This is a genomic window from Pseudomonas sp. HUK17 (assembly GCF_001566765.1).
The window spans coordinates 136,740-151,381 of record NZ_LSMW01000014.1; the positions used below are offsets into that span (position 1 = coordinate 136,740).

At 66.6% G+C, this 14,642-nt stretch carries 15 protein-coding genes and 1 tRNA gene; 10 read left to right on the forward strand and 6 right to left on the reverse strand.

What is annotated here, in order from left to right:
- Nucleotides 1-27 precede the first annotated feature (27 nt).
- From AX284_RS10005 to AX284_RS10045, 9 genes are all read left to right on the forward strand, one after another.
- Complete coding sequence (locus tag AX284_RS10005) at nucleotides 28-1,752, forward strand: tetratricopeptide repeat protein (protein WP_068385024.1); 1,725 nt, start codon at nucleotides 28-30, stop codon at nucleotides 1,750-1,752.
- Nucleotides 1,749-2,369, forward strand: coding sequence for a lipoprotein insertase outer membrane protein LolB (gene lolB / locus AX284_RS10010; protein ID WP_064309306.1), 621 nt, complete (start codon nucleotides 1,749-1,751; stop codon nucleotides 2,367-2,369). Before AX284_RS10005 ends, lolB begins: the two co-directional genes overlap by 4 nt.
- Nucleotides 2,366-3,226 (forward strand): 4-(cytidine 5'-diphospho)-2-C-methyl-D-erythritol kinase, encoded by an 861-nt coding sequence (gene ispE, locus AX284_RS11755; protein ID WP_414205690.1) that lies wholly within the window; start codon nucleotides 2,366-2,368, stop codon nucleotides 3,224-3,226. Before lolB ends, ispE begins: the two co-directional genes overlap by 4 nt.
- Before the next feature lie 25 nt (nucleotides 3,227-3,251).
- A tRNA-Gln gene (locus AX284_RS10020) sits at nucleotides 3,252-3,326 on the forward strand.
- Between the two features lie 41 nt (nucleotides 3,327-3,367).
- Nucleotides 3,368-4,309, forward strand: a complete 942-nt coding sequence (locus AX284_RS10025) for a ribose-phosphate pyrophosphokinase (RefSeq protein ID WP_017641089.1) — start codon at nucleotides 3,368-3,370, stop codon at nucleotides 4,307-4,309.
- Between the two features lie 122 nt (nucleotides 4,310-4,431).
- Complete coding sequence (locus AX284_RS10030; RefSeq protein WP_068385030.1) at nucleotides 4,432-5,055, forward strand: 50S ribosomal protein L25/general stress protein Ctc; 624 nt, start codon at nucleotides 4,432-4,434, stop codon at nucleotides 5,053-5,055.
- Between the two features lie 34 nt (nucleotides 5,056-5,089).
- Nucleotides 5,090-5,674: an aminoacyl-tRNA hydrolase gene (gene pth, locus AX284_RS10035; RefSeq protein WP_017641091.1), complete on the forward strand. Its 585-nt coding sequence runs from the start codon at nucleotides 5,090-5,092 to the stop codon at nucleotides 5,672-5,674.
- A gap of 42 nt (nucleotides 5,675-5,716) precedes the next feature.
- Complete coding sequence (ychF, locus tag AX284_RS10040; protein WP_068385034.1) at nucleotides 5,717-6,817, forward strand: redox-regulated ATPase YchF; 1,101 nt, start codon at nucleotides 5,717-5,719, stop codon at nucleotides 6,815-6,817.
- 167 nt (nucleotides 6,818-6,984) lie between these two features.
- Nucleotides 6,985-7,896 carry a LysR family transcriptional regulator gene (locus AX284_RS10045; protein ID WP_068385036.1) on the forward strand — a complete coding sequence of 304 codons (912 nt, stop codon included), beginning with the start codon at nucleotides 6,985-6,987 and terminating at the stop codon, nucleotides 7,894-7,896.
- Here AX284_RS10045 and AX284_RS10050 read toward each other — a convergent pair.
- Nucleotides 7,869-8,153 carry a hypothetical protein gene (locus AX284_RS10050; RefSeq protein ID WP_064309315.1) on the reverse strand — a complete coding sequence of 95 codons (285 nt, stop codon included), beginning with the start codon at nucleotides 8,151-8,153 and terminating at the stop codon, nucleotides 7,869-7,871. The two genes, AX284_RS10045 and AX284_RS10050, sit on opposite strands and share 28 nt — an antisense overlap.
- Before the next feature lie 106 nt (nucleotides 8,154-8,259).
- Nucleotides 8,260-9,447 carry an MFS transporter gene (locus AX284_RS10055; protein ID WP_017641101.1) on the reverse strand — a complete coding sequence of 396 codons (1,188 nt, stop codon included), beginning with the start codon at nucleotides 9,445-9,447 and terminating at the stop codon, nucleotides 8,260-8,262.
- Nucleotides 9,448-9,547: 100 nt separating this feature from the next.
- Between AX284_RS10055 and AX284_RS10060 the strand changes: the two genes are divergently transcribed.
- Nucleotides 9,548-10,423 carry a LysR substrate-binding domain-containing protein gene (locus AX284_RS10060; protein ID WP_068385038.1) on the forward strand — a complete coding sequence of 292 codons (876 nt, stop codon included), beginning with the start codon at nucleotides 9,548-9,550 and terminating at the stop codon, nucleotides 10,421-10,423.
- 498 nt (nucleotides 10,424-10,921) lie between these two features.
- Here the strand turns inward: AX284_RS10060 and AX284_RS10065 are convergent, their stop codons facing one another.
- From AX284_RS10065 to AX284_RS10080, 4 genes are all read right to left on the reverse strand, one after another.
- Nucleotides 10,922-11,311 carry a hypothetical protein gene (locus AX284_RS10065; RefSeq protein ID WP_177329657.1) on the reverse strand — a complete coding sequence of 130 codons (390 nt, stop codon included), beginning with the start codon at nucleotides 11,309-11,311 and terminating at the stop codon, nucleotides 10,922-10,924.
- 84 nt (nucleotides 11,312-11,395) lie between these two features.
- Nucleotides 11,396-12,304 carry a LysR family transcriptional regulator gene (locus AX284_RS10070; RefSeq protein WP_068385042.1) on the reverse strand — a complete coding sequence of 303 codons (909 nt, stop codon included), beginning with the start codon at nucleotides 12,302-12,304 and terminating at the stop codon, nucleotides 11,396-11,398.
- A gap of 68 nt (nucleotides 12,305-12,372) precedes the next feature.
- Nucleotides 12,373-12,996, reverse strand: coding sequence for an isochorismate family cysteine hydrolase YcaC (gene ycaC, locus AX284_RS10075; RefSeq protein ID WP_017641105.1), 624 nt, complete (start codon nucleotides 12,994-12,996; stop codon nucleotides 12,373-12,375).
- A 48-nt stretch (nucleotides 12,997-13,044) separates the two neighbouring features.
- A complete protein-coding gene (locus tag AX284_RS10080) occupies nucleotides 13,045-14,640 on the reverse strand; it encodes an MFS transporter (RefSeq protein WP_042136558.1) in 1,596 nt (531 codons plus the stop codon).
- Nucleotides 14,641-14,642: the final 2 nt, after the last annotated feature.

Sequence of the window (14,642 nt, forward strand, 5' to 3'; positions counted from 1 at the left end):
CGACTGTAAAAAGGCCGCCCCGACCCTATGACCAGATACCTTGCGCTGCTGACGACCGCCCTGCTGCTCGCCGGCTGCCAAAACCTCGGCCGCCAGCCGACGCCCGCTGCCGCCATCCCGCCGCCCACCGCCAAGACCAGCACGCCGCAACCGGCCGGTTCCTTTCGCGAAGACACCCTCTATGACCTGCTGGTCGGCGAGTTGGCCGGCCAGCGCAACCGATTCGACATCGCCCTGACCAACTATGTCGAACAGGCCAAGTCGACCCAGGATCCGGGCATCGCCGAGCGCGCCTTCCGCATCGCCGAATACCTGGGCGCCGATACCCCGGCGCTGGAAACCGCACAGATCTGGGCGCACAACGCCCCCGACAACCTGGATGCCCAGCGCGCCGCCGCCATCATGCTGGCCCGCGCCGGTCGCTATGACGAGTCCATGGCCTATATGGAGCGGGTGCTCCAGGGCCAGGGCGACACCCATTTCGACTTCCTCGCCCTGTCCGCGGCGGAAACCGACGAGACCACCCGCGCCGGGCTGCTCAAGAGCTTCGATCGGCTGCTGGCCAAGTATCCGCACAACGGTCAGTTGCTGTTCGGCAAGGCCCTGCTGCTGCAACAGGACGGCCGCGCCGACGAGGCGCTGAAATTGCTGGAGCGCAATCCGGCGGCCAAGCGCGAAGTCGCGCCCCTGCTCCTGCGCGCGCGCCTGCTGCAGAGCCAGGACCGCAGCGCCGAGGCCCTGCCGCTGCTCGAAGCCGGCATCCGTCAGCATCCGGAAGACCGCCGCCTGCGCCTGGCCCATGCCCGGCTGCTAGTGGAGCTGGATCGCCTGGACCAGGCCAAGCGTGAATTCGCCGAACTGGTCACTCAGTTCCCGGACGACGATGACCTGAGATTCTCCCTGGCGCTGGTCTGCCTGGAAGCCCAGGCCTGGCGCGAAGCCCAGATCTATCTGAAAGAACTGATCGACCGCGGCAGCCACGTGGACGCCGCGCACCTCAACCTGGGCCGCAGCTACGAAGAACTCGACCAGCCCGAACAGGCGCTGGCCGAATACGCCCAGGTCGGCCCGGGCACCGATTACCTGGCCGCCCAACAGCGTCAGGCGGAAATCCTGCTCGGCAGCGGCCGCATCGCCGAGGCCCGTCAACGCCTGGCCGAGGCGCGCAAGCGCCAGAGCGAATACGCCGTGCCGCTCTATCTGCTGGAAGTCGAAGGCCTGGCCAGTGCCGACCAGACCGCCCTCGCCGACCAGACCGTGCAGCAGGCCCTGCAGCAGTATCCCAACGACCTCAACCTGCTCTATGTCCGCTCCATGCTGGCGGAAAAGCGCGGCGACCTCGGGCAGCTGGAAAGCGATCTGCGCTACATCATCGCCCACGACCCCGACAACGCCATGGCGCTCAATGCCCTCGGCTACACCCTGGCCGATCGCACGCCGCGGCTGGACGAGGCGCGCCAGCTGATCGACAAGGCCCACCAGTTGAGCCCGGACGATCCGGCCATCCTCGACAGCATGGGCTGGATCCGCTATCGCCAGGGCCAGCTGGCCGACGCCGAGCGCTATCTGCGCCAGGCCTACGAACGCTTCCCCGATGCCGAAGTGGCGGCCCACCTGGGCGAGGTGCTCTGGGCCCAGGGCAAGCGCAGCGAAGCGCGCAAGGTCTGGCGCGTGGGCCTCAACGCCGACGCCGACGACGCCATCCTGCGCAGTACCCTCAAACGCCTGACTGGAAGCGAAACCCTCCGATGATCCGCGTCCGTACCTTCGTCACCCTGTTGTTGCTCGCCCTGCTGGCCGGTTGCGCTAGCACCTCTCGCCAGGAGGCCGTGGAAGGCCAGGGCAACGCCGCCCAATGGCAAGCTCATAAAAAACGTATCGCCGCCCTCGACGGCTGGCAGATCGACGGCAAGGTCGGCATCCGCGCCCCGCGCGACTCCGGCAGCGGCACCCTGTTTTGGCTGCAGCGCCAGGACTACTACGATATCCGCCTGGCCGGCCCCCTGGGCCGTGGCGCCACTCGCCTCACCGGGCGTCCGGGCGCCGTCACCCTCGACGTCTCCGGCCAGGGCAGCTATCAGGCCGATTCGCCCGAAGCCCTGCTGGAACAGCAACTCGGCTGGCGCCTGCCGGTCTCGCACCTGCTCTGGTGGGTGCGTGGCCTGCCGGCGCCGGACAGTCGCAGCCAGCTGACCCTGGACGCCGACAGCCACCTGGCACGTCTGGTGCAGGACGGCTGGACCGTCGAGTACACCCGCTACACCGAGCAGAGCGGCTACACCCTGCCCGAGCGCCTCAAGCTCACCGGCAAGGACCTGGAAGTCATCCTGGTGGTGAAGACCTGGCAGCCGCGCGAGCTGGGCAAATGACCCTGGCGCCTGCCTTCACCCTGCCGGCGCCGGCCAAGCTCAATCTGTTCCTGCACATTCTTGGTCGCCGTCCGGACGGCTATCACGAACTGCAGACACTGTTTCAGTTTCTCGACTGGGGCGACGACCTGGGCTTCGCCGGGCGCGATGATGGCGAACTACACCTGCACGATGGCCTGCCGGGCGTCGCCCCCGAGCAGAATCTCATCCTGCGCGCCGCCCGGCTGCTGCAGCAGGAAAGCGGTACCCACCAAGGCGCCGACTTCTGGCTGACCAAGCGGCTGCCCATGGGTGGCGGCATCGGTGGCGGCAGCTCGGATGCCGCCACCACCCTGCTCGGTCTGAATCATCTCTGGGGCCTGGGCGCCAGCCTCGACGACCTGGCGGCACTAGGGCTGCGCCTGGGCGCTGACGTGCCGGTATTCGTCCGCGGCCAGGCCGCCTTTGCCGAGGGCGTGGGGGAAAAGCTCACCCCCGTCGCGCCGCCGGAACCCTGGTATCTCGTGGCGGTGCCGCAAGTCTCTGTAAGTACAGCAGAAATTTTTTCAGATCCGCTATTGACACGGGACACTCCCGCCATTAAAGTTTGCGCCGTTCTCAAGTGGTCAGGTCGAAACGACTGCCAGAGTACGGTCGAAAGGCGTTACCCAGAAATTCGTAACGCTTTGATCTTGCTAAACAAATTTGTTTCAGCTAGATTAACCGGCACTGGAGGTTGCATATTTGGAAGCTTTCCAAATAAGACCGAAGCTGATACAGTAGCTAGCCAGCTACCAGCATCACTTCCAGGCTTCGTAGCCAAAGGCAGCAACACTTCCATGTTGCACCGGGCGCTGGCAAGCCTGACCAGAGAATGAGTACAGCTAGTACTCTGCAAGATACAGGGGCGTCGCCAAGCGGTAAGGCAGCAGGTTTTGATCCTGCCATGCGTTGGTTCGAATCCAGCCGCCCCTGCCATTTTCCTTCCAAGACCCACCTCAAGCCGCAGGAACTGCAGCGTGTCCAAGATGATGGTCTTCACGGGGAACGCCAACCCCGATCTGGCACGGCGCATCGTGCGCCAGCTGCACATCCCTCTCGGTGACGTCTCCGTCGGAAAATTCTCCGATGGCGAGATCAGCGTCGAAATCAACGAGAACGTACGGGGCAAGGATGTCTTCATCATCCAGCCTACCTGCGAGCCGACCAACGACAACCTGATGGAACTGGTGGTGATGGCCGATGCCTTCCGCCGCTCCTCGGCGACTCGTATCACCGCAGTCATCCCCTATTTCGGCTATGCGCGCCAGGATCGCCGTCCGCGTTCTGCGCGGGTCGCCATCAGCGCCAAGGTCGTGGCCGACATGCTGACCGTGGTGGGCATCAATCGCGTGCTCACCGTCGACCTGCACGCCGACCAGATCCAAGGCTTCTTCGATATTCCCGTGGACAACATCTACGGCTCCCCCGCCCTGGTGGATGACATCGAAGACCAGCGTTTCGAAAATCTGATGATCGTCTCCCCGGACATCGGCGGCGTGGTGCGTGCGCGTGCCGTGGCCAAGAGCCTGGGTGTGGACCTGGCGATCATCGACAAGCGCCGGCCCAAGGCCAACCAGTCGGAAGTGATGCACATCATCGGTGACATCCAGGACCGCACCTGCGTGCTGGTCGACGACATGGTCGATACCGCCGGCACCCTGTGCCATGCGGCCAAGGCGCTGAAGGAACACGGCGCCGCCAAGGTCCTGGCCTACTGCACCCACCCGGTGCTGTCGGGTCGCGCCATCGAGAACATCGACAACTCCGTGCTGGACGAGCTGGTGGTGACCAACACCATTCCGCTGTCCGCCGCGGCTCAGGCCTGCAGCCGTATCCGCCAACTGGACATCGCGCCGGTGGTGGCCGAGGCGGTACGCCGGATCAGTAACGAAGAATCCATCAGCGCGATGTTCCGTTAAGGAACAGCCGCTCTGGAAGCGCCCCGGAAGGCCGTGACGGTCTACCGGGGCTTTTTAGTCGGTAGGGCCGTGGAACTGGTCGCAAGTCCCGGTCTGCCGATTCCTTATCCTGGAGATTCACAATGTCTGATTTCACTCTGAATGCCGAAGTGCGTTCCGACCTGGGGAAAGGTGCGAGCCGCCGCCTGCGTCGTAATGCCGGTAACGTTCCCGCCGTGATCTACGGTGGCGACAAGGCTCCGACGTCCATCACCCTGGTCGGCAAAGACCTGGCCAAGATGCTGGAAAGCGAAGCCGCCTTCGCCAGCGTCATCACCCTGAAGGTTGATGGCAGCAACGAAAGCGTGCTGGTCAAAGCCCTGCAGCGTCACCCCTCCAAGGGTTACATCATGCACGCCGACTTCCTGCGCGTCATCGCCGGTCAGAAGCTGACCGCTCACGTGCCCCTGCACTTCATGAACCAGGAAACCTCCGTGGGCGTGAAGCAACAGGGTGGCGAGATCCTGCACACCATCAACGAAGTCGAAGTCTCCTGCCTGCCGAAAGACCTGCCGGAATTCATCGAAGTCGACATGGCCAAGGTCGAGCTGGACCAGATCGTGCACCTGAGCGACCTAAACGTCCCGGCTGGCGTCGAGCTGGTGTCCCTGGCCCACGGCAGCGATCTGCCGGTTGCCAGCATCCACCTGCCGCGCATCCGTGAAGAAGCTGCAGACGGCGCTGCCGAAGAAGGCACTGCCGAGTAAGTTCGCGCACGCCTGAAAGAGAAGGGCTCCTGACATGACTGCCGTTCAACTGATCGTCGGCCTGGGTAATCCAGGCCCCGAATACGACCAGACCCGGCATAATGCAGGGGCCCTTTTCGTTGAGCGACTGGCAGCTGCCCAAGGTGCGAGCCTGGCTGTCGAGCGCAAGTATCATGGCCTCGTGGGGCGCTTTCGCCACGCGGGCAACGAGGTTCGTCTACTCATCCCCACCACCTATATGAACCGCAGCGGCCAGGCCGTGGCGGCACTCGCCGGCTTTTTTCGCATCCCGCCGGCGGCCATTTTGGTGGCCCATGACGAACTCGACCTGCCACCCGGCACCGCCCGCCTCAAGACCGGCGGCGGCCATGGGGGGCACAACGGACTGCGCGACATCATCGCCCAGCTCGGCAATCAGAACGGTTTCCAGCGTCTACGTCTGGGCATCGGCCATCCGGGGCATGCCAGCCTGGTCTCCAACTTCGTGCTGGGTCGCGCCCCGCGCAGCGAGCAGGAGCTGCTCGACACCAGCATCGACGCCGCCCTGGAAGTGGTACCGGAGCTGCTCTCCGGCGACCTGACCCGGGCCATGCAACGCCTGCACAGCCGCAAAGCCTGACCTACCCTACCCTCTTCCTTTTCTTCCGCGAGGACACACACCATGGGATTCAATTGCGGCATCGTCGGCCTGCCCAACGTCGGCAAGTCCACCCTGTTCAATGCCCTGACCCAATCCGGTATCGCGGCGGAAAACTTCCCCTTCTGCACCATCGAGCCCAACAGCGGCATCGTGCCCATGCCCGATGCGCGGCTGAACGCCCTGGCGGAGATCGTCAAGCCCGAGCGGGTGATCCCCACCACCATGGAGTTCGTCGATATCGCCGGCCTGGTGGCGGGTGCCTCCAAGGGTGAAGGCCTGGGCAACAAGTTTCTCGCCAACATTCGCGAGACCGATGCCATCGCCCATGTGGTGCGCTGCTTCGAAGACGAGAACGTCATCCACGTGTCGAATTCGGTGGATCCCAAGCGGGACATCGAGGTGATCGACCTGGAGCTGATCTTCGCCGACCTCGACAGCTGCGAGAAGCAGCTGCAGCGCGTCACCCGCAACGCCAAGGGCGGCGACAAGGAAGCCCTGGCGCAAAAGGCCTTGTTGGAACAGCTGATTCCCCACTTCGAGGCCGGCAAGCCTGCTCGTAGCCTGATGAAGGGGCTGGACGAGGAGCAGAAGCGCCTGGTGCGCAGCTTCCACCTGCTGACCAGCAAGCCAGTGATGTACATCGCCAACGTCGCCGAAGACGGCTTCGAGAATAACCCGCACCTGGACGTGGTCCGCGCCATCGCCGAGGAAGAAGGCGCCGTGGTGGTGCCGGTGTGCAACAAGATCGAGGCGGAAATCGCCGAACTGGACGACGACGAGGAAAAGCAGATGTTCCTCGAGTCCATGGGCATGGAAGAGCCGGGCCTGAACCGGGTGATCCGCGCCGGCTACGAATTGCTCAACCTGCAGACCTACTTCACCGCCGGGGTGAAGGAAGTCCGCGCCTGGACCGTCAGCGTCGGCGCCACCGCGCCCCAGTCGGCCGCCGCCATCCACACCGATTTCGAAAAGGGCTTCATCCGCGCCGAAGTGGTGGCCTATGACGACTTCATCGCCTTCAAGGGCGAGAACGGCGCCAAGGAAGCCGGCAAGTGGCGCCTGGAAGGCAAGGACTACATCGTCAAGGACGGTGACGTCATGCACTTCCGCTTCAACGTCTAAGCGACGGCGAACGCCAGAACCCCCTCCTCACCGCAAGGTGGCGAGGGGGTTTTCTTTTGCGCGGAGATTAACTGTCGCAGCGCAAAGGCACGGCTCATAGATCGTCGATTTGGCACAATGACGGTCGTCCGATCGCCTAAAGCTCGACCCGCTGCCTGGATGCCGCCATGAATTTCGATGACCTGCGCCTGTTCGTCACCACCCTGAACGAGGGCAGCTTCACCGCCGCCGCCGACAAGCTGGGGCTCTCCAAGCAGTTCGTCAGCCGGCGGACCATGGCACTGGAGGAAAGTCTGGGGGTGCGGCTGCTCAATCGCACCACGCGACGCCTGCAGGCGACCGAACTGGGAATGCTGCTCTATGAGCGGGCGGTGAAGATCCTCGAGGACGTCAACGACACCGAGGAATTGCTCTCCAGCCGGCGGACGGTGCCCCAGGGGGTGCTGAGAGTCAGTGCGCCCATGACCTTCGGCACCCTGCACCTGAGTCCCCTGCTGCCGGATTTTCTCTCGGCCTATCCGCAGATCCGCCTGGAGCTGGATCTCAATGACCGGGCGGTGGATCTGCTCGCCGAGGGCTACGACATGTCGATCCGCATCGGCACCCTGGCCGACTCCAGCCTGATCGCCAAGCGACTGACCGAGATGCAGCTGGTGACCTGTGCCAGTCCGGATTATCTGCAGAAGGCGCCGCCGCTGCTGCAACCGGAGGATCTGACCGAGCACAGCTGTCTGCTCTATGGCCATGGTCGCCAAGTGGAATGGCGCTTTCAGCGCGGAGGCAAGCCGCTGGTACTGCCCATGCAGGGTCAGCTCCGGGCCAACAACGGTGAGGTGGTGCGAGATGCGGCCATTGCCGGTCAGGGCATCGCGGTGCTGCCGACCTTCATCATCGGCGCGGCGCTGGCCTCAGGGGCGCTGGTGCAGGTGCTGGAAGACTTCGCCCTGCCCAGCGCGGCGGTCTATGCGGTCTATCCCCAGCATCGTCAGTCGGCGCGCATCGTCCAACTGTTCTCGGACTATCTGCGCGACCGCCTGACGGTTCAGCCGACTCACGCCACGGCGCCGCGGGTCGGTTGACGCTGGGGCCACTGCTGCAGGGTCCGCTCGGCACCGTCGGCGGCCAGGGCGCGGCGCGGGTCGAGGCGCTGCTGCTGGCGCTGGATCGAGGGTTGCAGGCTGCGATCGGCACCGTTTTCAGCCAGGGTACGATCCTGCTGCTGGTGCTTTTCGATCAGCGAACCCAGGGGGCGCAGGGCGCTTTCCTCGGCCTGGGCGGATTGGGCGATGGCGGTGGTGAGCAGGGTGGCAGCGAAGAGGGCGGTGAGGGCTTTCATGGCTAGTACCTGTGTCGGGTGGGTGTGGACTCATTGTCGCCAGCCCACCCCGCGCCTAGAAATCGTCCCGCGGGATAGCGATCATCGACCGCGCTGATGATGGCGCTCAGGCCCGCGCCTGACGCTGGCGCAGCAGGAACAGGCACCAGACGGCCAGCGCCGTGGCCGCCAGCAGGCAGCCGGCCAGACTGACGCCGGTCCAGCCGAAGTGCTCGTACAGCCGCGCCGACAGCAGCGAACCCAGGGAGCCGCCGAGGAAGTAGCCGGTCATGTAGCCGGCGTTGAGGCGGCTGCGGGCCTCCGGGCGCAGGCGGTAGACCACGTTCTGGTTGCTGACGTGGCTGAGCTGCACGGCGAGATCCAGCACCAGGATGCCGACCAGCAGCGCCGCCAGCGACTGCTGGGCAAAGGCCAGGGGCAGCCAGGCGAGTGTCAGGGAGGCCAGGCCGATGCTGGTGGCGAGACCACCCTTGCCCTGGTCGGCCATGCGCCCGGCCAGGTTGGCGGCCAGCGCCCCCACTGCCCCGGCGAGACCGAACAGGCCGATGGTGCCATCGCTGAAGCCATAGGGTTCGGCGGCGAGCAGAAAGGCCAGGGGCGTCCAGAACACCGCGAAGACGGCGAAGCCCAGACAGCCCAGCAGGGTGCGCAGCCGGTGCAGGGGTTCGTCGCGCAAGAGCACGAACACCGAGCCCAGCAGCCGTGGGTAGCTCAGGCCCGCCGACTGCTGATAACGCGGCAGTGCCAGACGCAGGGCCAGGGCGGTGGCCAGCATCAAACCGGCCGCCACGGCGTAGACGGTACGCCAGTCGCCCAGGGACGACAGCGCCCCGGCCACGGTGCGGGCCAGCAGGATGCCGAGGATGAGTCCGCTCATGACGGTGCCCACCGCCCTGCCCCGCTGCTCCGGCGCGGCCAGGGTCGCGGCGAAGGGCACCAGCACCTGGGCCACCACCGAGAAGAGTCCGGTCATGGCGGTGCCCACTAGCAGCCAGGTCAGGCTGGTGGCGGTGGCACTCAGGGCCAGGCCGGCGGCGGCGATCACACTCATGGTGACGATCAGCCGGCGGCGCTCCAGCAGATCGCCCAGGGGCACCAGCAGCAGGAGCCCGGCGGCGTAGCTGAGCTGGGCGGTGGTGACGATGCTGCCGGCCTGGGTGTAGCTGAGGTCGAAGCGCTGGGCGATGGTGTGCAGCAACGGCTGGTTGTAGTAGTTGCTGGCCACCGCGATACCGGTGGCGACGGCCATGAGCAGGGTCAGCCAGCGGCTGAGAGGAGGCGTGGGGTTCGACATCCGCAGGTTCCGGCAAGAGAGGCTGATCAGTATCGGACAACGGCAGCTATCGTTTAAATGAATCGTTAAGATGACCTTGATCTCATTTCAAGATAGCGCCATGAATCTCAAGCAGCTGGAATTCGCTGTCGCCCTGGCCGAGGAGCGCCACTTCACCCGCGCCGCCGAGCGTTGTCATGTGGTGCAGTCGGCGCTCAGTCACCAGATCGCCCGGCTGGAAGCCGAGCTGGGCGCCACCCTGTTCGAGCGCCTGCCGCGTCAGGTGCGCATCACCCCCGCCGGCGAGGCGCTGTTGGTCCAGGCGCGCCAGGCGCTGGCGGCGGTGGAAAGAGCGCGGCAGGACGTGGCTGCGGCGGTCGGCGCCATTCGCGGCACCCTGACACTGGGTCTGATCTCTTCGGTGCCCCGTCTGGACATCGTCGAGTTGCTGGCCACCTTCCATGCCCGCCATCCCCAGGTGGACATCCGCCTGCGCCAGGACAAGAGCGAGACGCTGCTGGCGGCGGTGCGCGAGCGGCAACTGGATTTCGCCCTGATCGGCCTGTCGCGCCAGGTGGCCCTGGAGGCGGTGGCCAGCCGCCTGCTGCTCAGCGAGGAACTGGTGGCAGTGCTGCCGGCCGCGCACGCCCTGGCGGGGCGGGAAAGGCTGTCGCTGTACGAGCTGGTGGATCTGCCGCTGGTGGACCTGCCCGCCGGCAGCGGGGCGCGGCGGCAGACCGATGAGGCCTTCGCCGCCCTGGGTCTGCCCCACCGGGTGCGTTTCGAGACGGGCAACATGCAGTTGCTGGAACGCTTCGTCCGGCGCGGGCTGGCGATCGGTCTGGTGCCTGACAGTATCGCCAGTACCTTTGCCGGCCTCGCCCGGGTGCCGGTCAGCGATGCGCCCCAGCGTAATGTCCATGCCATCTGGTCGCCGCTGCCGACGCCGGCGACACGGGAATTCCTCAAGGTGCTGGAAGAGGCCCTGGCGGAGTAGCCTTCGCCGCTGCGGCCGCGCCTACGGCGCCCTCGTAGGTTGGGTTGAGCGCATCGACGCCCAACATTGCCCAAGGCTGAGCATCCCTGTTGGGCTTCGACGATGGAGCCGTCTCAACCCAACCTACGGTCTGACCGCCGTCCGCGCGCATGGTGGTCCGCCGATGCGGCTACGGCTAATAGCCCGCGCAGGTGGGGTTGAGCGCAGCGAAGCCCAACATCGCCTAAGGCTGAACATCCCTGTTGGGCTTCGACGCTGGAGCCATCTCAATCCAACCTACGATCTGACCGCCGTCCGCGCGCTTTATAGCGGCGCTGGTGGTCCGCCGATGCGCCGCGCCCACGGCGCCCTCGTAGGTTGGGTTGAGCGCAGCGAAGCCCAACATTGCCCAAGGCCGAGCATCCCTGTTGGGCTTCGACGCTGGAGCCGTCTCAACCCAACCTACGGTCTGACTGCAGCGCCACAGCCTGGAAAACGCGGCAGTCCGCTGAGCTACCCTCACCCCTCGCTCACCGGCAGCCGGCGCACGAAGTTGCCCACTCGCCAGGCCAGTTGTTCGCCCTGACACTGCACCAGCAGGTTGCGCACCGGATAGGACTGGCCGGCGACGCTGGCCTCGGCCTGGGCTTCGCTGGCGCCGTCCAGGTGGTTGCGGGCAAGGACCTGGTAGCTGCCGGTGGGGCAGCGTGCGGCCGCCTCGCCGGCGCAGCCGGACCAGCGGCCGAAGACTCCGTTGCACTGCACCAGGTAGGCCGTACTGCCATCCTTGAGGTAGGCGTTGTGGGAGTTGGCGCAGCCGCCCAGCAGGGCGAGGAAGCCGGCGCAGGCCAGCAGGCGAAGGGCGTTGCGGAAGGTGGCGAGGTTCATGGGCGTGGCTCCGGAAGACATGCAGCCATCCTAGAAAGCCAACCCCCTCGCCAATAAATCGTACCGGCGGATAGCGCATATCGACGTGGCTGATAGCCCAGTTCGCTAGGACGTCTCGCCCATGAATCTGACGATCTCGCCGCGCAACCAGCGCTCGCCGGGATCCTGGTCCTGGGCCGCGCGCCAGACCAGCGACAGATTGGCCGGGACGATGGGAAACGGCGGCTCCTCGATGCGCAGGATGCCACTGGCGGCCAGGGCTTGGGCGGCGTAGTCGGGCACCGTGGCGAGCAGGTCGCTGCCGGCCAGCAAGGCGCCGAGGCCATTGAAGTGGGGCACGCCCAGGGCCACCTTGCGGCTACGCCCGAGGCGCGCCAGGTCGTCGTCGATGTTGCCGCAAAGATCGCCGGACATGGACACCAGCACATGGGGCCGCGCGCAATAGTCGTCCAGGGTCAGGGGCGCGGGATCGGCGTCGGCGCGCACCACCAGGGCGCGGATGTGCCTCAGGGTGCGGCACTTGGCGTTGGCCGGCAGCTGGGTGGTATAGCTGATACCCAGGGAGACCTCGCCACTGGCCAGCAGGCCGGGCAAGAGCAGGAAGTTGGCGTTGCGCACCACCAGCACGCAGTGCGGCGCCACCTCGCGCAGATGGGCCAGCAGCGGCGGCAGCAGACCGCATTCGACATCGTCGGACATGCCCAGGCGAAAGACCGCACGGCTGGCACCGGGATCGAAGTCGTCGACCTCGCTGAGGGCATTGGACAGACCGTCCAGGGCCGGTTGCAGGCGTGCGAGGATGGCCAGGGCGCGCGGCGTGGGTTCCATGGTGCGGCCACTGCGCACCAGCAGCGGATCGTCGAAGAATTGCCGCAAGCGCACCAGGGCGGCGCTGATGGCCGGCTGGCCGAGAAAGAGTTTTTCCGCGGTGCGGGTGAGATTGCGCTCGTGCATCAGGCTTTCGAACACCACCAAGAGGTGCAGGTCGATGCGGCGCAGGTCGTTGCGGTTCACGGCGTCCCTCCGCGAAGGTCTGGCAGGGATGGTCCGGCGCCGAAGGAGGCGCCGGACCATCGTTCCCCTTACTTGGCGGACAGCTTGGCGTAGCTGGTCATCAGGTTGCGGTAGTTGGGGATGTGGTTGGACAGCAGGGCACCCAGGCCCTCGATGTCGTTGCGCCAGTCGCGGTGCAGTTCGCAGGCGACGCTGAACCAGTTCATCAGCTGCACGCCAGCGGCGCTCATGCGCGCCCAGGCGGCCTGCTGCACGGTCTTGTCGAAGGTGCCGGAGGCATCGGTCACCACGAAGACGTCGAAGCCTTCGGCGATGGCCGCCAGGGCCGGGAAGGTCACGCAGACGTCGGTCACCACGCCGGCGATGATCAGCTGCTTGCGGCCGGTGGCCTTGATGGCGGCGACGAAGTCTTCGTTGTCCCAGGCGTTGATCTGGCCGGGCCGGGCGATGTACGGCGCCTCGGGGAACAGCTCGACCAGCTCGGGCACCAGCGGGCCGTTGGGGCCCTGCTCGAAGCTGGTGGTGAGGATAGTGGGCAGGCCAAAGAACTTGGCGCTGTTGGCCAGGGCCAGGACGTTGTTCTTGAAGTCGCTGGGGGTGAAATCCTGGACCAGCGAGATCAGACCGGCCTGGTGGTCGATCAGCAGGACGACGGCATCGTTCTTGTCGAGACGGTTGTAGGGCTTGCTCATGGTGGAGTCCTCAGGGAGTGGTTTGGGGGTTGCGGGTGAAGGGCGGCATCAGGCGCCGCCCAGGAGATGGCGAATGGCGATGGGTACGCCGGGGGTCTGGTACTGGCGCGCCGCCGCTTCCAGGCGCTGTTCGCCCTGGGTGACGCGGTGGTGGTGGCGCAGGTGTTCCAGCCAGGATTCGTCGCAGAAGAATTCCTGCCAGCGGCGCGGCTCGGCGCTGTCCTGCAGCAGGGCCCAGGAGAAGGCGCCGTTGCGTCGGCGCATGGCGCCGACCGCCTGCATGGCCTGGCGAAAGGCCGGGCCGTGCTCGGGGGCGATGTCGTATTCCAGGGTGACCATCACCGGGCCGCGCTCGCGATCCAGGGAGTCGTCGAGGATGGGCGCCGGCCAGTGCAGCGAAGGGGCGATATCGGCCGCCGGGGTGACCGGCAGGCGCAGACGCCAGGTCAGCCCGATGCCGGCCAGCAGCACCCCGGCCGCCGCGCTCAGCGCCACGCTCAGGGAGAAGTGACTGGCCAGGGCGCCCCAGAGGAAGCCGCCCAGGGCGCTGGTGCCAAAGAACACCAGGATGTAGACGGCCAGGGCGCGGGCGCGCACCCAGGCGGGTACGGCGGTCTGGGCGGCCACCTGCAGGCTGGAGAGCACGGCGATCCAGGCCAGGCCGCTGGCCAGCATCACCGGCAGCAGCCAGGCGAAGTCGCGGATCCAGGCCAGGCCGAGCAGGACCAGCGCATAGAGGGCACTGGCGCCGGCCACCAGCAGATCGCTGGAGAGTCTTTCACGCAGGCGCGGCAGGAGCATGGCGCCGCCGATGGCGCCCAGGCCGACACAGCCGAGCAGGATGCCGAAATCCAGGGCGGTGCCCTGCAGGGCCTGACGCACGAGCAGCGGTAGCAGGGCCATGCCGGCGCTGGCGCCAAGGAAAAACGCGGCGGTCCGGGCCAGCACCACCTGCAGCTGGAGCGAGCTGCGGGCATAGCGGAAGCCGACCCGGACGGCGCCCAGCAGGCGCTCCGCGGGCAGCACGGCGGCTGCAGGTTGGCGTCGCCAGGTCAGGAGCGCGACGATCACAGCAAAAAAGGAAACGGCATTGAGGGCGAAGGTCAGCCAGGGACCGGCCAGGCTGACCAGCACCCCGGCCAGGGCCGGGCCGAGCGCACGGGCCACATTCATGCCCAGGCTGGACAGGGCGATGGCCGCGGGCAGCTCGCTCTTGTCGACCAGCTCGGGGGTCAGCGCCGACCAGGCCGGCAGCATCAGCGCGGTGCCCACGCCCATCGCCAGGGTCAGCCCCAGCAGCAGCGGAACGGTCATCCAGCCGGCCAGGGTCAGGCCGGCCAGGGCCAGGGCCACGGCGGCCATCCACAGCTGCACGCCGAGCAGATAGCGGCGCCGGTCGACGATGTCGGCCAGGGCGCCGGCCGGCAGCGCCAGCAGGAACATCGGCAGTGCCCCCGCCACCTGGACCAGGGCCACCGCCAGGGGGCTGGCGGACAGCGAGGTCATCAGCCAGCCGGCGCCCACCTCGTGCATCCAGGTACCGATGTTGGAGGCGATGCTGGCCAGCCACAGCCAGCGGAAGGTGCGCTGGCGCAGCGGTTGCCAGGGCGAGGCGGCGTTGGGAGTCACGGCGGCGGCGGTCATGG